Source organism: Buttiauxella brennerae ATCC 51605 (assembly GCF_001654925.1).
Classification (GTDB): domain Bacteria; phylum Pseudomonadota; class Gammaproteobacteria; order Enterobacterales; family Enterobacteriaceae; genus Buttiauxella; species Buttiauxella brennerae.
In genome coordinates this window covers 571,762-588,869 of record NZ_LXER01000006.1, presented here as the reverse complement: position 1 = coordinate 588,869, position 17,108 = coordinate 571,762, and the positions used below count along the sequence as shown (strand labels likewise).

At 51.6% G+C, this 17,108-nt stretch carries 16 protein-coding genes; 13 read left to right on the top strand and 3 right to left on the bottom strand.

All coding sequences use genetic code 11. From position 1 onward, the window contains the following. Positions 1-9 precede the first annotated feature (9 nt). Positions 10-1,665 (bottom strand): ATP-dependent endonuclease, encoded by a 1,656-nt coding sequence (locus M975_RS03935; RefSeq protein WP_064557476.1) that lies wholly within the window; start codon positions 1,663-1,665, stop codon positions 10-12. 470 nt (positions 1,666-2,135) lie between these two features. Here M975_RS03935 and aqpZ point away from each other — a divergent pair, with 470 nt between their 5' ends. The 8 genes from aqpZ to M975_RS03895 all read left to right on the top strand — a co-directional run bounded on the left by aqpZ (position 2,136) and on the right by M975_RS03895 (position 12,108). Continuing rightward, positions 2,136-2,831, top strand: coding sequence for an aquaporin Z (gene aqpZ, locus M975_RS03930; RefSeq protein ID WP_064557475.1), 696 nt, complete (start codon positions 2,136-2,138; stop codon positions 2,829-2,831). Between the two features lie 173 nt (positions 2,832-3,004). Beyond that, a complete protein-coding gene (locus tag M975_RS03925) occupies positions 3,005-3,904 on the top strand; it encodes a LysO family transporter (protein WP_064557474.1) in 900 nt (299 codons plus the stop codon). A 143-nt stretch (positions 3,905-4,047) separates the two neighbouring features. Further along, positions 4,048-5,700 carry a hydroxylamine reductase gene (hcp, locus tag M975_RS03920; protein ID WP_064557472.1) on the top strand — a complete coding sequence of 551 codons (1,653 nt, stop codon included), beginning with the start codon at positions 4,048-4,050 and terminating at the stop codon, positions 5,698-5,700. A gap of 9 nt (positions 5,701-5,709) precedes the next feature. Then, positions 5,710-6,678, top strand: a complete 969-nt coding sequence (hcr, locus tag M975_RS03915) for an NADH oxidoreductase (protein WP_064557470.1) — start codon at positions 5,710-5,712, stop codon at positions 6,676-6,678. Between the two features lie 103 nt (positions 6,679-6,781). Next, a complete protein-coding gene (gene poxB / locus M975_RS03910) occupies positions 6,782-8,503 on the top strand; it encodes a ubiquinone-dependent pyruvate dehydrogenase (RefSeq protein ID WP_064557468.1) in 1,722 nt (573 codons plus the stop codon). Positions 8,504-8,541: 38 nt separating this feature from the next. Next, positions 8,542-9,543, top strand: coding sequence for a low-specificity L-threonine aldolase (ltaE, locus tag M975_RS03905; RefSeq protein ID WP_064557466.1), 1,002 nt, complete (start codon positions 8,542-8,544; stop codon positions 9,541-9,543). A 16-nt stretch (positions 9,544-9,559) separates the two neighbouring features. Then, complete coding sequence (locus M975_RS03900; protein WP_064557465.1) at positions 9,560-11,008, top strand: SDR family oxidoreductase; 1,449 nt, start codon at positions 9,560-9,562, stop codon at positions 11,006-11,008. A 92-nt stretch (positions 11,009-11,100) separates the two neighbouring features. Continuing rightward, a complete protein-coding gene (locus tag M975_RS03895; RefSeq protein ID WP_064557464.1) occupies positions 11,101-12,108 on the top strand; it encodes an NAD-dependent epimerase/dehydratase family protein in 1,008 nt (335 codons plus the stop codon). 59 nt (positions 12,109-12,167) lie between these two features. Here the strand turns inward: M975_RS03895 and M975_RS03890 are convergent, their stop codons facing one another. Beyond that, positions 12,168-13,013, bottom strand: a complete 846-nt coding sequence (locus M975_RS03890) for an N-acetylmuramoyl-L-alanine amidase (protein WP_064557462.1) — start codon at positions 13,011-13,013, stop codon at positions 12,168-12,170. Then, positions 13,010-13,333: a heavy metal-binding domain-containing protein gene (locus M975_RS03885; protein ID WP_064557461.1), complete on the bottom strand. Its 324-nt coding sequence runs from the start codon at positions 13,331-13,333 to the stop codon at positions 13,010-13,012. The genes M975_RS03890 and M975_RS03885 overlap by 4 nt, the downstream gene beginning before the upstream one ends. A gap of 107 nt (positions 13,334-13,440) precedes the next feature. Between M975_RS03885 and M975_RS03880 the strand changes: the two genes are divergently transcribed. The 5 genes from M975_RS03880 (at position 13,441) to artM (ending at position 17,089) form a co-directional block, all read left to right on the top strand. Beyond that, positions 13,441-13,968 (top strand): lipoprotein, encoded by a 528-nt coding sequence (locus tag M975_RS03880; protein WP_064557459.1) that lies wholly within the window; start codon positions 13,441-13,443, stop codon positions 13,966-13,968. Between the two features lie 251 nt (positions 13,969-14,219). Further along, entirely contained in the window at positions 14,220-14,948 is a 729-nt protein-coding gene (gene artP / locus M975_RS03875; protein WP_064557670.1) for an arginine ABC transporter ATP-binding protein ArtP, read from the top strand. A gap of 19 nt (positions 14,949-14,967) precedes the next feature. After that, positions 14,968-15,699, top strand: coding sequence for an arginine ABC transporter substrate-binding protein (gene artJ / locus M975_RS03870; RefSeq protein ID WP_064557457.1), 732 nt, complete (start codon positions 14,968-14,970; stop codon positions 15,697-15,699). A gap of 5 nt (positions 15,700-15,704) precedes the next feature. Then, the gene (artQ, locus tag M975_RS03865; protein ID WP_064557455.1) at positions 15,705-16,421 is read left to right on the top strand and encodes an arginine ABC transporter permease ArtQ; all 717 of its coding nucleotides are present in this window, start codon (positions 15,705-15,707) and stop codon (positions 16,419-16,421) included. After that, complete coding sequence (artM, locus tag M975_RS03860; RefSeq protein ID WP_064557453.1) at positions 16,421-17,089, top strand: arginine ABC transporter permease ArtM; 669 nt, start codon at positions 16,421-16,423, stop codon at positions 17,087-17,089. The genes artQ and artM overlap by 1 nt, the downstream gene beginning before the upstream one ends. Positions 17,090-17,108 lie beyond the last annotated feature (19 nt).

Genomic DNA, 17,108 nt, shown 5'->3' with positions numbered 1-17,108 from the left:
ACTGCCGGGCTAGTCAGCCCGGCCACGCGCAAGCCATAACACGCGTGAGAACATTTTTCGCAACAGCGACGGCACAGCCTCAACACCACGCCTGCCCGCTTCCATCGCCACTTCAATGGCTAAATCAGGTTTCGAAGAGCGATGGATGGCCTTCACGATAATACGCCGCATATTCATCGGCACGTTTTCGGGAATTTGCGCCACGCGATGGAAGACATCGGCAAACCCCTGACGATACATGAAATGCTCCATGTCCATCGCGGGAAGTATCGTGAGGTGATCGCGCTCCTGATCACGATCATTTTCCAGAATACCACGCACAACGGACGCATATTTCTTACCTGCTTCATCGCCATCCACCAGCACATGCCATTCAATGCCCATACGCCGTGCAAACTTGATGAGTGGGCGTAAACCAGACTGCGCAAATTCGATGACTTTCACCCCTTCGGCATCGAAATGGTGACCGCACTGGCGCGCCAGTTCATTCATCACCCACACTTCTGTTTCCCCTTCGACCAACAACCAGCAGCGCGCAAACAGAGAAGATGCTCGGTTAAAACGAATATGAAAGGCGATACGGCGGCTATCTTCGGCATTCATTCCGCCAGGACCAAGCCGCCATGCCGCGACTTTTGATGATTCACGTACCAGACGGCAGACATTCTCCACCGGGGTGAGTGATAACAGTTCACCGGAATTGGTGGTGGTGATTTTTTGCAGCGGCAGCAGGTTTAACAAATGCCACGCCACCGACAACATAATGGGATGCAACCGTGTTTCCGGGTCTTCCACCAGCAAAAGCGGACGAGCGTCTTTATCCAGCGCTACGGTTCCTTTTGCTTGCAGAAGCGTTGAGAACATACCCAGCAAAATCATGCGATGAGCGCGACTGTTGGGCTTGTCTATCATGCGGTTGATAATATCCAGGTAACGCCAGCTTCGTTGCTCATCGTGCGAGCGGCGGCGCAACAGGCGCTGATGTGCCGTGGCTCCCTGCTCAGAAAAATAGTGCTCTAATAATTGCACCATTGCCGAAAGCCCCTGCCGCAACTGTGCATCGGTAAGGTTTTGCGGGCGTGATACTAACTCTCGCGCCAGGAAATCCAACTGGCGCGCGGTCATTTCAGTTTCTGGCATAGCGGGAATGCTGTCGTTACGCAGGCGTCGCATAAAACGCGCATCGCGTAACCGCAACACCGGGTTGAGGCGAGTGATCTGTTTCGCCACGGTGTCGATATCATCAAGCTCAACTGCGTGGCCTTTGTCATCAAGGAAACTGCGTAGCGTCAGAATCGAACCGTCTTGTGCAAGCTCACCCACCAGGCGATACATGATGCGATGAAAACCGTCATCCCCTGCCACCCAGACGGGGGCCAGCGAGCGATAACGCCGCCCAAGATGGTGACCTGGAGCCGCTTCCCGAAAGGTCAATACAATGTGTAAATGGTGTTCACGGCCTTGCACATCGCCCGGCGGGAAATAGAAATCATCACGGTTAAAATGATAGAGAGTTTCGTGCGGTGATAATAACAGGGTGAGCGCATCCAGCAGGCTGGATTTACCCCACGCGTTTTCACCAATCAACACGTTATTTTGCTCAAGCATTAACGAAAGGCGGTTAATACCCCTGAATCCCACGATGTCCACGCGCTCGAGAAACATAATCCCTCCTGGTCACGTACCGCATTCCATAAGGTGCCGAAAGTGGCAATGAGTCGAGTATAGCGGGTTGGTTCAAGGGTTTGTAAGATGACAGAGGGTAAAAAACGACAAGATAATAGTTATATATTTAGTAATGGTAATATATTAAGTAATGAAAATTAAAGTTTTCAAGGAATAAATTGCAAGAAAATTCTGATTGCATTTTTATAAACAAGACAATTCTAACTTGTTTCAAAACACATCTATACTTACTCTATGCAAATTCTGACAAGGAATCACATGGCATTGCCTTAAATCAAATTAACTGGATATATTGCAATGGCACTGGAGTGACGAAGTCATTAATATTACTACGCTTTTAATATTTATTCGTCATTCCTTTAATGACATAAGTAAACAATGGGCTGGATTGTGTGCATTGAACATACAACTCATAAAAACCCATTGTTTTTAAAAACTCAGAGGTGGCTATGTTTAGAAAATTAGCAGCAGAATTTTTTGGTACATTTTGGTTGGTATTTGGCGGGTGTGGTAGTGCCGTGTTGGCCGCGGCTTATCCTGAGTTAGGGATAGGTTTTGCAGGCGTAGCATTAGCATTTGGTTTAACTGTATTAACGATGGCTTATGCTGTTGGCCATATTTCCGGTGGTCACTTTAACCCGGCAGTTACCCTGGGTTTGTGGGCTGGCGGTCGTTTCCCGGCAAAAGAAGTTATTGGCTATATTGTTGCGCAGGTCATTGGCGGGATTGTTGCAGCCGGTATCCTCTATTTAATCGCCAGTGGTAAAAGTGGTTTTGATGCGGCAGCCAGCGGCTTTGCGTCTAATGGTTATGGTGAACACTCACCAGATCATTACTCCATGCTGTCAGCCATTCTTATTGAAATCGTATTAACCTGTGGCTTCCTGATTGTCATTCTTGGTTCAACCGATAAATTTGCTCCGGCCGGCTTTGCACCTATTGCCATTGGCCTTGCGCTGACGTTGATTCACTTGATTAGCATTCCTGTCACCAATACTTCCGTGAACCCGGCGCGTAGTACTGCGGTTGCAATCTTCCAGGGCGGTTGGGCACTTGAGCAGCTGTGGTTGTTCTGGGTGATGCCAATTGTTGGCGGTATCCTGGGTGGCGTTATCTATCGTACTTTGTTAGAAAAACGTAACTAATACCCTGAATTATCTCTATAGGGCGAGTAACGCATGTTTACTCGCCCTACACGAATCCTGCCTCAAGTACTTTTATCTGCATAAAAATCCTCTTTTGTCGTAGCTTTACTCATTCCCTTTCTTTGGGTAGTGTGACATACGCCGTTACTTCTATTGCAAGGATTGTCCGCACCATGTTTTCGGGATTGTTAATTATCTTAGTACCGCTGATTGTCGGTTATCTCATTCCTCTCAAACAAACCAGCCTGCTCCGGCTTATTAACCGTCTGTTGAGTTGGATTGTGTATGTCATTTTATTTTTCATGGGCATCAGCCTCGCTTTCCTCGATAACCTGGCAAGTAACCTGCTGGCAATCTTTCATTACGCTGCGGTCACCGTCGTGGTTCTGCTGTTATGTAATGCAGCGGCGCTGCTTTGGCTTGAGCGCTCTATGCCCTGGCGGCACACTCACCAACAAGAAAAACTCCCTTCGCGTATTGCCATGGCACTGGAATCGCTAAAACTGTGCTTCGTCGTGGTAGCGGGTTTTTTACTTGGCCTGAGCGGCTGGCCAATTTTGCAACACGCGACAGACGCCAGCGAATACACGCTTATCTTCCTGTTACTGCTGGTAGGTATTCAGCTGCGCAATAGTGGCATGACGTTAAAGCAGATTGTGCTTAACCGGCGAGGCATGATTGTGGCGGTCGTCGTCGCAGCCAGTTCATTGGCAGGCGGTGTCATCAATGCCTTTATTCTCGACCTGCCGATTAAAACCGGCTTAGCCATGGCATCAGGTTTTGGCTGGTATTCACTCTCCGGTATTTTGATGACGGAATCCTACGGCCCGGTGATCGGCAGCGCCTCGTTCTTTAACGATCTGGCACGCGAACTGATTGCGATTATGCTGATCCCTGGACTGGTTCGACGCAGCCGCTCAACAGCTCTCGGGTTATCCGGGGCGACGTCGATGGACTTCACGCTTCCTGTGCTGCAACGCAGCGGCGGCCTGGAAATTGTTCCTGCGGCAATTGTTCACGGGTTCATCCTGAGCTTGCTGACGCCTCTGCTCATGGCATTTTTCGCTTCCTGATACCTCATTGGCGGTAGGTTTCTGCCGCCAAATTTGCGCTAAATCAATCTCCATCGAAGTTGCATAAAAAATCCCTTTTCCCGGTGCGGCACTGAGCATAACCTTAAACATGTATATCAAATATAACTTTAAAAGGTACGATCATGTTTTGTGTGCAATGTGAACAAACAATCCGCACCCCAGCGGGCAACGGCTGCTCTTATGCTCAGGGCATGTGCGGAAAAACGGCTGAAACATCCGACCTGCAGGATTTGTTGATCGCAACACTTCAGGGTTTATCCGCATGGGCAGTGGCCGCACGTGAAGTCGGCATTATCGATCATGAAATTGATCACTTTGCACCGCGTGCCTTTTTCTCAACGCTGACCAACGTCAACTTCGATTCCCCACGCATCGTTGGCTATGCCCGCGAAGCCATTAATCTGCGCGAAAGCCTGAAGGCGCGTGCCCTCGCCGTTAATCCAAATATTACTGTCACCAACCCAATGGCTGAACTGCAACTAGTCAGCAATGATTTGGGTGACCTGCAACGCCAGGCGGCTGAGTTCGCGCCAAACCGCGACAAAGTAGAAATTGGTGAAGACATTCTCGGCCTGCGCCTGCTTTGCCTGTACGGCCTGAAAGGTGCTGCCGCCTATATGGAACACGCCCACGTTCTCGGCCAGTACGACAACGATATCTATGCGCAATACCACAAAATTATGGCGTGGCTCGGCACCTGGCCTGCGGACATGGGTGCACTGCTTGAGTGCTCCATGGAAATCGGCCAGATGAACTTCAAAGTGATGAGCATTCTGGATCAGGGTGAAACCGAGAAGTACGGCCACCCGACTCCAACGCAAGTTAACGTGCGCCCGATCGCTGGCAAATGTGTTTTGATTTCCGGTCACGATCTAAAAGATCTCTACAACCTGCTGGAACAAACGGAAGGGACTGGTGTAAACGTTTATACCCATGGCGAAATGTTGCCAGCACATGGCTACCCGGAACTGCGCAAATTCAAACATTTAGTGGGTAACTACGGCAGTGGCTGGCAGAACCAGCAAAGCGAGTTCGCCCGCTTCCCTGGCCCAATCGTGATGACATCAAACTGCATCATCAACCCGGAGGTCGGCTCATATACTGACCGCATCTGGACGCGTAGCATTGTCGGCTGGCCGGGTGTAAGCCACCTCGAAGGCGATGATTTCACATCAGTCATCACCCAGGCTACGCAAATGGCGGGCTTCCCATACAGTGAAATCGAACACCTGATCACCGTGGGCTTTGGTCGCCAGACTTTACTGGGCGCTGCCGATACCCTGATTGACCTGGTCAGCCGTGAAAAACTGCGCCATATCTTCCTGGTGGGTGGCTGTGACGGCGAACGTGGCGAGCGTAGCTACTTCACCGATTTCGCCACCAGCGTGCCAAAAGACTGCCTGATCCTGACGCTTGCCTGCGGTAAATACCGCTTTAACAAACTGGACTTCGGCGATATCGAAGGCCTGCCGCGCCTGGTCGATGCTGGTCAGTGCAACGATGCGTACTCAGCAATTATTCTTGCTGTAACGCTTGCTGAAAAACTCGGTTGTGGCGTGAACGACCTGCCGCTGAGCCTGGTGCTTTCCTGGTTTGAGCAAAAAGCGATTGTTATTCTGCTGACCCTGCTGTCACTCGGTGTGACCAATATCGTTGCCGGCCCTACTACTCCGGCCTTCCTGACGCCAAACCTGCTGGCCGTGTTGAACGAGAAATTTGGCCTGCGCGCCATTACCACCGTTGAGCAAGATATTAAACAGCTGATGGGTGCATAAGGAGAAGCCATGACTATGCCAACGCCACTGTGCCCGTACCGCATGCAGGTGCATCATATTCATCAGGAAACGCCGGATGTCTGGACGCTGTCGCTGATCAATCACGACTTTTATCCTTACAAGGCCGGGCAATACGCGCTGGTGAGTATTCGTGATAGCGATGAAACGCTACGGGCTTACACCATTTCATCCACGCCAGGACTCAGCCCATTCGTCACGCTGACTATCCGCCGTATCGAAAATGGCGTTGGTTCTCAATGGCTGACCCAGGATGTCAAACCTGGCGACTACCTGTGGCTGTCAGAAGGACAAGGGGAATTTACCTGCGAAAACCTGGCGACAGGCCACTATCTATTGATGGCTGCTGGTTGTGGCGTAACGCCAATTATGTCGATACGCCGCTGGCTGGCAAAGCACTGTCCACAAGCCGACGTGCAAGTTATTTATAACGTTCGAACGCCCGAAGATGTGATTTTTGCTGACGAATGGCGTGATTACCCCGTGACACTGGTGGCCGAGAATAACGCGACGCACGGTTTCATTTCCGGGCGCATCACTCGCGAAATTCTTGCTTGCGTGCCGGATATTGCCTCGCGCACCGTTATGACCTGCGGCCCTGCTCCGTATATGGAATGGGTGGAAAAAGAAGTTCAGGCATTGGGCGTGAGCACGTTTTATGCGGAGAAATTCTTTACGCCGGTCGCCGCACCTGTCGAAAGTGGATTGAAGTTCACGACGCTAAAACCGCTGCGCGAGTTCTACGCGCCGGTGGGCAGCTCGCTGTTGGCGGCAATGGAAAGCAATAAAGTGCAAGTGAATGCAGCTTGTCGTGCTGGTGTGTGCGGCAGCTGTAAAACCAAAGTTGAGTCCGGTGAATACACCGTAAGCAGCACCATGACATTGACCGACGCAGAAGTTGCGAACGGTTATGTGCTGGCTTGTTGCTGCCACCCGCAAGGGGACTTAGTTCTCGCTTGATCCACTCGTGCCACTCAGACGCTGAGTGGCACTTTCTGCCCCGCCTCTTCTGTTTCCTTGACTAAGCTTGTTTACGTTAACTGAATCGTGACAAGGAGAACCAATGAAACAGACCGTAGCAGCTTACCTGGCAAAAACGCTTGAAAGTGCAGGCGTAAAACGAATCTGGGGCGTCACAGGCGACTCCCTCAACGGACTAAGCGACAGTCTGAACCGCATGGGAACCATTCAATGGATGCCGACCCGTCATGAAGAAGTCGCCGCTTTTGCCGCAGGAGCTGAAGCCCATCTTTCCGGTGAACTGGCCGTTTGCGCCGGTTCCTGTGGCCCCGGTAATCTGCATTTAATCAATGGCCTGTTCGACTGCCATCGAAATCGCGTTCCGGTACTGGCCATTGCGGCGCACATTCCGTCGAGCGAAATCGGCAGCGGTTATTTCCAGGAAACCCATCCAGAAGAGTTGTTCCGCGAATGCAGCCATTATTGCGAGCTGGTGTCATCCCCGGAACAAATTCCACAGGTACTGGCGATTGCGATGCGCAAAGCAGTATTGAACCGTGGCGTTTCGGTCGTGGTTTTACCCGGCGATGTGGCGCTAAAACCCGCCCCCGAAACCGCCAGCACCCACTGGTACCCGGCACCACAGCCAATTATTGTGCCGCCGCATGACGAGCTAAAAAAACTGGCGCAATTGCTGCGCTATAACGACAACATCGCGCTGATGTGTGGTAGCGGTTGTGCTGGCGCGCATGAAGAGCTGGTGCAGTTTGCGGCCACGCTCAAAGCGCCGATTGTTCACGCGTTGCGCGGGAAAGAGCATGTCGAATACGACAACCCTTACGATGTGGGCATGACCGGGCTAATCGGTTTTTCATCAGGCTTCCATACCATGATGAATGCCGACACGCTGATACTGCTCGGTACACAATTCCCCTATCGCGCCTTCTACCCGACCGATGCGAAAATCATTCAGATTGATATCAACCCCGGCAGCATCGGTGCGCATAGCAAAGTCGATATGGCGCTGGTCGGTGACATCAAAGCCACACTTGCGGCACTCATTCCGTTACTGGAAGAAAAAACCGACCGCAGCTTCCTCGACAAAGCGCTGGATAACTACCGTGAAGCGCGGGAAAGCCTCGACGAACTGGCTCAGCCCGGCGATAGCGACGTCATTCACCCACAATACGTTGCACAACAAATCAGTCTGCACGCCGATGAAGATGCCATTTTCACCTGCGATGTCGGCACACCCACCGTGTGGGCTGCGCGTTATCTGAAAATGAACGGTAAACGCCGCCTGATTGGTTCGTTTACCCACGGTTCAATGGCAAACGCCATGCCACAGGCGCTGGGCGCAAAAGCGACCGCACCAGACAGGCAAGTTATCGCCATGTGCGGCGATGGTGGTTTCAGCATGTTAATGGGGGATTTTCTCTCCGTCGTGCAGATGAAACTGCCCATCAAAATTGTGGTGTTTAACAATAGCGTGCTGGGCTTTGTAGCCATGGAAATGAAAGCGGGCGGCTACCTGACAGACGGCACGGAACTGCACGACACTAACTTTGCTAACATCGCTAACGCCTGCGGAATCACCGGCATCCGCGTTGAAAAAGCGGAAGAGTTAGATACCGCTCTGCAACGTGCTTTTAGCATCGACGGCCCGGTATTGGTCGACGTGGTCGTTGCCAAAGATGAGCTGGCGATCCCACCGCAAATCAAACTCGAGCAGGCCAAAGGGTTCAGCCTGTATATGTTACGCGCCATCATCAGCGGGCGCGGGGATGAAGTTATCGAACTGGCGAAAACGAATTGGTTCCGGTAAAACAGTTCTTTAACTGAGGATAATAATAAGGACTCCCCGTGATTGACTTGCGCAGCGACACCGTAACCCGCCCGAGCGATGAAATGCTCAAACGTATGATGGCAGCCCCCACTGGCGATGACGTCTACGGTGATGACCCGACGGTCAACGAACTACAGGAATATGCTGCCAAACTCAGCGGCAAAGAAGCCGCGCTATTTCTGCCAACCGGCACTCAGGCAAACCTGGTGGCGCTGCTCAGCCATTGCGAACGTGGCGAAGAGTATATTGTTGGGCAACTTGCGCACAATTATCTCTATGAAGCCGGCGGTGCTGCGGTATTAGGCAGCATTCAGCCGCAGCCTATTGATGCCAACCCCGACGGTTCGCTGCCACTTGATAAAGTGGCAGCGAAAATCAAACCGGACGATATCCACTTTGCGCGTACCAAACTGCTCAGCCTTGAAAACACCCATAATGGCAAAGTGTTGCCGCGCGAATATCTCAAACAAGCCTGGGAATTTAGCCGCAATCACAACCTGGCTTTGCACGTTGATGGCGCACGTATCTTTAACGCCGTGGTGGAATATGGCTGCACGCTTGAAGAAGTAGTGCGCTATTGCGACACCTTCACAATTTGTCTCTCTAAAGGTCTGGGAACGCCGGTTGGTTCGCTGTTAGTCGGCAGCCATGAGTACATCAAACGTGCGACGCGCTGGCGTAAAATGGTCGGTGGCGGCATGCGTCAGGCTGGTATTCTCGCAGCGGCCGGTTTATACGCCCTTGAGAATAACGTGCAACGCCTGAAAGAGGATCACGACAACGCCCATTGGCTGGCAGGCGAACTGCGCGAAATTGGCGTGGACGTGACCCGCCAGGACACCAATATGGTGTTTGTACGTGTGCCGGTAGAACAAGCCGAAAGTCTCGGTAAGTTTATGAAGGAGCATGGTGTACTGATGAGCGCCGGGCCAATCACTCGTTTAGTGATTCACCTGGATGTCAATCGCCAGCAGCTCGCGGAAGTGGTTTCCCACTGGCAGGCTTTCTTACAGCGTTAATCAGAGGTCAGGGACGATGACACAGCCACAAAATATTCTGGTACTCGGCGCAAGTGGTTATATCGGGCAGCATCTGGTGCCGCGACTCGCTCAGGCCGGGCATCACGTCACCGCAGCCGCGAGGCGTGTTGAGTGGCTCGAGAAACAACCCTGGCCGGGAGTAGTTTGCCGCCATGTCGATTTACAGTGGCCGAAAACACTTCCAGTACTTCTGGAAAATGTCGATACGCTGTATTACCTGGTGCACAGCATGGGTGACGGTGCTGATTTCGTGGCCCATGAGCGCCAGACCGCGCTCAATTTGCGCGACGCGTTACTCGCTCACCCGGTTAAGCACCTGATATTTCTCAGCTCGCTTCAGGCACCAGAAGGTGATGGCGATTCCGAACATCTGCGCGCTCGCCAGCTCACTGCCGATATTCTGCGTGAATCAGGCGTACCGGTGACCGAAGTCCGTGCCGGTATTATCGTGGGTGCCGGTTCCGCCGCTTTCGAAGTGATGCGCGACATGGTCTATAACCTGCCCGTGCTCACGCCGCCACGCTGGGTGCGCTCACGCACAACGCCTATCGCACTCGAAAACCTGCTGCATTATTTAACTGAAATGCTCAACCATCCCTCAGCGGAAAACCGGGTTTTTGAAGCCGCTGGGCCAGAAGTACTGAGCTATCAACAGCAGTTTGAGCGGTTTATGGCGATCTGCGGTAAGCATCGCCCACTTATCCCTATTCCGTTACCCACCAGTTGGATCTCAGTGTGGTTCCTCAACATGATCACCTCGGTGCCGCCGACGATCGCCAAAGCACTGATCCAGGGGCTGAAACACGATCTTCTGGCCGACGATCGTGAACTCCGCGCGTTGATCCCACAAAAGTTACTGACCTTTGACGATGCCTTGCGCGTCACACTTGAAGATGAGCACAAACTCGCAAATTCGCAGGACTGGGGTTATGACGCTCAGGCGTTTGCCCGCTGGCGGCCTGAATATGGCTATTTCCCAAAACAGGCGGGTTGCACGTTAACCACAGAAGCTGAGCTGGCCGATTTATGGCAAGTGGTGAATCAGATCGGTGGAAAAGAGGGCTATTTCTTCGGCAATGCTCTGTGGAAAACACGCGGCTATATGGACCTGCTGGTGGGCCACAGGCTGGCAAAGGGTCGCCCTGAGCGGCCAATGCTTGAAGTAGGCGACCATGTAGATAGCTGGAAAGTGATTATTGTTGAGCCACAAAAAGAGCTGACGTTGCTGTTTGGCATGAAAGCGCCAGGGCTTGGGCGGCTTTCATTCACGCTGCGTGACCAGGGTAAACATCGAACGCTCGATGTTCGGGCATGGTGGCATCCGCACGGAACCGCAGGTTTGTTCTATTGGCTGGTGATGATCCCCGCGCATCTGTTCATTTTCCGTGGCATGGCCCGCCGAATTTGCCAGGTTTCCGAACAAACGTTAGATAAACTTCGTTAACTGCTCCTAATCTTTGGCTTTGCCCATTGCAAGCGCTGCCATTTCACGGAAAAATGCGCAGCGTAAATCTCAATTATCATGAGTTGGTCCACATGAAGGTACTGGTAACGGGCGCCACCAGCGGTTTAGGCCGAAACGCGGTCGAATTTCTTCGCGCGAAAGGCATCAGCGTACGGGCGACCGGGCGCAATGAAGCTATGGGCAAACTGCTGGAAAAAATGGGCGCCGAGTTCGTTCATGCTGACCTGACAGAACTGGTTTCATCGCAAGCTAAGGTGATGCTGGCCGACGTCGATACGCTTTGGCACTGCTCGAGCTTTACCTCCCCATGGGGAACACAGGAAGCATTCGATCTTGCCAACGTCCGTGCGACGCGTCGTTTAGGTGAGTGGGCCGTTGCCTGGGGAGTGCGCAATTTTGTGCATATTTCCTCACCGTCGCTCTACTTCGATTACCATCATCATCGTCGTATCAACGAAGATTTTCGTCCGGTTCGCTTTGCTAACGAATTTGCGCGCAGCAAAGCCGCCAGTGAAGAGGTTATCCAGCTTTTAGCACAATCAAACCCGCATACGCGCTTTACGATTTTGCGCCCACAAAGTTTGTTTGGCCCGCATGACAAAGTCTTTTTCCCACGACTGGTTCAGATGATGCGCCATTATGGCAGCGTGCTATTGCCACGCGGCGGCGAAGCGATGGTTGATATGACGTATATCGAAAATGCGGTGCACGCGATGTGGCTTGCCACACAGTGCGAAACGCAGCCATCTGGCCGGGCCTACAACATCACTAACATGGAGGCTCGCCCGCTCCGCGTGATCGTGCAGAAGCTGATTGATGAGTTAGAGATTAAATGCCGGATTCGTTCTGTGCCCTATCCTATGCTGGATGTGATTGCCCGCAGCATGGAGCGTCTTGGTAGCAAATCCGCCAAAGAGCCGGTACTCACGCACTACGGTGTATCAAAGCTTAATTTTGATTTAACGCTGGATACCACTCGCGCGGAGACAGAGTTGGGTTACCAACCCATTATCACGCTCGATGAAGGTATTCGACGTACCGCGCTCTGGCTGCGTGATCACGGTACGCTGCATCGTTAACCAGACTTGCTATCCTTCAAGCCGCAAAGATGTTGGCTGCAGTTTGAAGGATAACCAGTTTACCCCTGCCCGTACTTCTCCAGTAACGCTTGTGCGATAGCTTCTGTTTGCGCATCCGGCAGGCCCGAATATTCTTTTGGCCGGAAGTGCATCTGGAAAGCCTGAATCACTCTTTTTTGCTGTTCCGACGACATTTCAGGCGTCACCTGATAACCATAACGCGATAGCAATTCAAGCACACCTCGTTTATCCACTGGCTGGTACGGACCACGACCATTCAGATAAAAGGCCACTCTGCTGGCATCAGGCCATGCACCCACGCCCTGTTGTGCCAGTTGCTGCCATGGGAATAGCGGGCCAGGGTCAACTTTACGTTGCGGGGCAATATCCGCATGCGCGACGACGTTTTGCGGTTGGATTTGATAACGCGCGATAATCACTTTCGCCAGTTTCTCAAGCACCGAGATCTGCGCCGCGTTGAACGGGTAAAACTGCTTTACGCGGCCCTGGCGGGTGAAACCTTTATTCTCAAGCTCAATGCCAATCGACGTGTCATTAATCCGCGTCGCGCCACGCCAGAAACTCACCCCGGCATGCCAGGCTAACTCACTTTCAGGCACCAGTTGCCAGATAACCGGTTTGCCGCCAGAAGTCGGTGGTGTATCGGGAATCAGGTAGTGCGAACTGACATTTTGGTCAGTTAAAGTGGATAATGAACCAGCAAAATCATCGGCAGTGTAGTGAATAACCAACACTTTCACACGTGGATAGGCAGCCCGCGCAGTGTGGCTGGTGTCGACTTTAAAATCGCCTTTATCGACAACGATTTTATCGGCAACTTCAGGTTTGCTGGCGCACCCCGCCAGCAACAACGCGATTAAAAATGCGGCTAGACGACCTTTCATCGACGCGTTTTCACGGCAGTACCGGTGACGCTCACCATCAACATGCTGCCATCTTTGCCCACCGTTTCGTAGTCGATATCAATCCCCACTACGGCGTTCGCGCCCAGACTTTCCGCTTGTTCTTGCAACTCTTTAAAGGCTATCTCACGCGCCTTACGTAACTCTTTTTCATACGCACCGGAACGTCCACCGACGATATCGCGCACACCGGCAAAAAAATCACGGAAAATATTGGCCCCCAGAATGGCCTCTCCGGTAACCACACCACAATATTCCGTGATGCTCTGGCCCTCGAGCGTTGGGGTCGTTGTAAATTGCATAAGCTTCTCCTCTCTTTGTATCAACATCTTAGCGCATTTCCCGCCACGCATTTTGGCAGCGATACGCTATGCTAAGTTAGTCCTCCTGAGAAGATAAGGAAATAAAAATGCGCAGCTCAGTTTTGGCTCTTCTTCCGTGCGCCCTGTTACTTACGGCATGTACCACCAGCGTTACCCCTGCATTTAAAGATATTGGCACCCGCAACGGCCCTTGTATTAATGGTGGCCCGGATAGCGTGGCGCAGCAATTTTACGATTATCAAATAGGCCATAAAACCCAGGGCAGCAGCGCGATTACCGGCTTACGCCCATACATGAGTGATTCACTGGCGCAGCAACTGCAAAAAGCCAGTACGTCGCCAAATGCGCAAAATGAATTTATGCGCAGCAATATGTTCACCAGCAACGCTGATGGCGCAGACACTGCTGAAGTCGCGTCCTCGTCAACCATTCTGAATACCGATGCACGCAATATTCCGTTGCGCGTGAAACTCACTAAAGGCAGCCAGAGCTGGCAGGATGAAGTTCTGATGATTCGTGAGGGTCAGTGTTGGGCGGTTGATGACGTGCGTTACCTCGGCGAAAACAGCCATGCTCCATCGGGCAGCTTGCGTCAGGCAATAGAAACCAACTAACGCTGCCTCTCGAAGTATGTCGGGTAGGTACAATATTCACACAATCGGCGGGGCGAAATTCATAACCCATATAAATAGTCTGGAGTTTACTTATAACTCCGACATTTATTCTTGCCTTCACCCCGCCCCGCTATATTGTGCTACTTTTAGTATGTGGGAGTAGTTATTTTTAGGTTTTAACGCACAAAGATTGCATAACTATTCTGTTAAAGGTACTCTTTCCGGCTTCAATTGCTATTCAACTTATGCGCATGAGTATTCAACTAAACGGCATTAATTGTTTTTACGGCGCACATCAAGCGCTGTTCGATATCACTCTTAGTTGCCCACAGGGCGAAACGCTGGTGCTGCTTGGTCCAAGCGGTGCAGGCAAAAGCTCGCTTCTGCGCGTACTCAATCTTCTTGAGATGCCGCGTTCCGGGCAACTCACCATTGCAGATAACCATTTTGACTTTGCTAAAGCGCCTGGCGATAAAGCCATTCGTGAACTGCGCCGCAACGTTGGCATGGTGTTCCAGCAATACAATCTCTGGCCTCATCTGACTGTGCTGCAAAACCTGATGGAAGCGCCTTGCCGCGTCCTGGGTATCAGCAAAGATGAAGCGCGCCTGCGTGCAGATAAACTGCTTGAGCGTTTACGCCTGAAGCCGTATATGGACCGCTATCCGCTCCACCTTTCCGGTGGTCAGCAGCAGCGTGTCGCGATTGCACGAGCATTGATGATGGAACCACAGATTCTGCTGTTTGATGAACCGACCGCAGCACTGGATCCAGAAATCACCGCGCAGATCGTCAGCATCATTCGTGAGCTGGCAGAAACCAATATCACTCAGGTCATCGTTACCCACGAAGTGGAAGTTGCGCGTAAAACCGCAAGCCGTGTGGTTTACATGGAAAATGGCCACATCGTCGAGCAAGGTGATGCGAGTTGCTTTGCAAAACCACAGACCGAAGCGTTTAAATTCTATCTGTCACACTGATGTATCCGGGAAAATAACCATGAAAAAAGTTCTGCTTGCCACACTATTAGCTAGCCTGAGCCTTTCCGCGACGGCTGCACAAACTATTCGTTTTGCTATGGAAGCGTCTTACCCTCCGTTTGAATCTATGGATGCCAGCAACAAAATTGTTGGTTTTGATGTCGATTTGGCGAACGCACTGTGTAAAGAGATTGATGCGACCTGTACTTTCAGCAACCAGGCCTTTGATAGCCTGATCCCAAGCCTGAAATTCCGCCGTATTGACGCGGTTATCTCTGGTATGGATATCACGCCTGAGCGTGAAAAACAGGTTCTGTTCAGTAGCCCATATTATGAAAACTCTGCACTGTTTGTCGGTCAGAAAGGCAAAATCGCTGATATCAGCGCGCTGAAAGGCAAAAAAGTTGGCATGCAGAACGGCTCTACACATCAGAAGTTCATCATGGATAAACATCCGGAAATCACTACTGTTCCTTACGACAGCTACATGAACGCTAAGCTGGATATGGAAAGCGGTCGTATTGACGCGGTATTTGGTGACACTGCTGTAGTAACCGAATGGCTGAAAGCCGATCCTAAACTGGCTGCTATCGGCGATAAAGTGACGGATAAAGACTACTTCGGTACAGGCTTGGGCATCGCTGTTCGTCAGGGCAACACTGACTTGCAGGCGAAGTTCAACACTGCGCTGGAAAAAGTGAAGCAAGATGGTACCTACAAAACCATCTACGAAAAATGGTTCCAGAAGTAATCTGAATGAACGAAATGTTTACTTTAGCGAGCGCCGCCGGGATGACCGTCGGCCTTGCCGTCTGTGCGCTAATCATCGGCCTGGCTCTGGCGATGATTTTTGCCGTATGGGAGTCCGCGAAATGGCGCCCGATTGCCTGGCTGGGTTCAGCTCTGGTAACGGTGCTGCGCGGCTTACCTGAAATTCTGGTGGTGCTGTTTATTTATTTCGGCTCCTCCCAGTTATTGCTGATCCTGTCAGATGGCTTTACGCTCAACCTCGGTTTTGCGCAGATCCCCATCCAATTACAAATTGAGAATTTTGACGTCAGCCCATTCCTGTGCGGTGTGATTGCGCTTTCGCTGCTCTATTCAGCCTACGCTTCGCAAACTTTGCGTGGTGCGCTTAAAGCCGTGCCCGTTGGGCAATGGGAATCCGGCCAGGCTTTAGGCCTGTCGAAAGCAGCGATCTTCTTCCGTCTGGTGATGCCGCAAATGTGGCGTCATGCGTTACCGGGTTTAGGCAATCAGTGGCTGGTATTGCTGAAAGATACCGCGCTGGTTTCGCTGATAAGCGTCAATGATTTGATGTTACAAACCAAGAGTATCGCCACCCGAACCCAGGAGCCGTTTACCTGGTATGTGGTTGCTGCCGCGATCTACCTCGTGATTACCCTCATCAGCCAGTACGTGCTCAAACGTATTGACCAGAGAGCGACACGTTTTGAACGGAGACCCGGCTGATGCTCGAGTATTTACCGGAACTGTTTAAAGGCCTGCACACCAGTCTGACACTCACCGCGGCATCCATTGTGGTCGCGTTGGTTTTATCGCTGTTTTTCACCATCGTTTTGACGCTGAAAACACCGATACTGGTTTATATCGTGCGTGCCTATATTACGTTATTTACCGGCACGCCTTTGCTGGTGCAAATCTTCCTGATTTACTACGGCCCGGGTCAGTTCCCATCCATTCAGAACTACCCTGTTTTGTGGCATCTGCTTTCTGAGCCGTGGTTGTGTGCGTTGATTGCATTGTCTTTAAACAGTGCAGCCTACACCACGCAACTGTTTTACGGAGCGATTCGCGCGATTCCTGAAGGCCAGTGGCAATCATGTGGTGCATTGGGGATGAGCAAAAAAGATACGCTCGCCATTTTGCTGCCTTATGCATTTAAACGCGCACTTTCTTCCTATTCGAACGAAGTGGTTCTGGTGTTTAAAAGTACTTCTCTTGCGTACACCATTACGCTGATGGAAGTGATGGGCCACGGGCAACTGCTGTATGGCCGTACTTACGATGTCATGGTATTCGGCGCCGCAGGCCTGGTTTATCTGGTCGTGAACGGACTATTAACGCTGCTGATGCGTGTGGTAGAACGCCGTGCACTGGCATTTGAACGCCGTAACTAAAACGTAAAAATCACTCGAA

What these genes read in the sequence shown, in the direction of transcription:
- M975_RS03925 (WP_064557474.1), top strand. Translation starts at nt 3,005, where the DNA reads ATGTTTTCGGGATTGTTAATTATCTTAGTACCGCTGATTGTCGGTTAT.
- artP (WP_064557670.1), top strand. Translation starts at nt 14,220, where the DNA reads ATGAGTATTCAACTAAACGGCATTAATTGTTTTTACGGCGCACATCAA.
- hcr (WP_064557470.1), top strand. Translation starts at nt 5,710, where the DNA reads ATGACTATGCCAACGCCACTGTGCCCGTACCGCATGCAGGTGCATCAT.
- M975_RS03895 (WP_064557464.1), top strand. Translation starts at nt 11,101, where the DNA reads ATGAAGGTACTGGTAACGGGCGCCACCAGCGGTTTAGGCCGAAACGCG.
- M975_RS03880 (WP_064557459.1), top strand. Translation starts at nt 13,441, where the DNA reads ATGCGCAGCTCAGTTTTGGCTCTTCTTCCGTGCGCCCTGTTACTTACG.
- artQ (WP_064557455.1), top strand. Translation starts at nt 15,705, where the DNA reads ATGAACGAAATGTTTACTTTAGCGAGCGCCGCCGGGATGACCGTCGGC.
- M975_RS03900 (WP_064557465.1), top strand. Translation starts at nt 9,560, where the DNA reads ATGACACAGCCACAAAATATTCTGGTACTCGGCGCAAGTGGTTATATC.
- artM (WP_064557453.1), top strand. Translation starts at nt 16,421, where the DNA reads ATGCTCGAGTATTTACCGGAACTGTTTAAAGGCCTGCACACCAGTCTG.
- M975_RS03935 (WP_064557476.1), bottom strand. Translation starts at nt 1,665, where the DNA reads ATGTTTCTCGAGCGCGTGGACATCGTGGGATTCAGGGGTATTAACCGC.
- poxB (WP_064557468.1), top strand. Translation starts at nt 6,782, where the DNA reads ATGAAACAGACCGTAGCAGCTTACCTGGCAAAAACGCTTGAAAGTGCA.
- M975_RS03885 (WP_064557461.1), bottom strand. Translation starts at nt 13,333, where the DNA reads ATGCAATTTACAACGACCCCAACGCTCGAGGGCCAGAGCATCACGGAA.
- artJ (WP_064557457.1), top strand. Translation starts at nt 14,968, where the DNA reads ATGAAAAAAGTTCTGCTTGCCACACTATTAGCTAGCCTGAGCCTTTCC.
- aqpZ (WP_064557475.1), top strand. Translation starts at nt 2,136, where the DNA reads ATGTTTAGAAAATTAGCAGCAGAATTTTTTGGTACATTTTGGTTGGTA.
- M975_RS03890 (WP_064557462.1), bottom strand. Translation starts at nt 13,013, where the DNA reads ATGAAAGGTCGTCTAGCCGCATTTTTAATCGCGTTGTTGCTGGCGGGG.
- hcp (WP_064557472.1), top strand. Translation starts at nt 4,048, where the DNA reads ATGTTTTGTGTGCAATGTGAACAAACAATCCGCACCCCAGCGGGCAAC.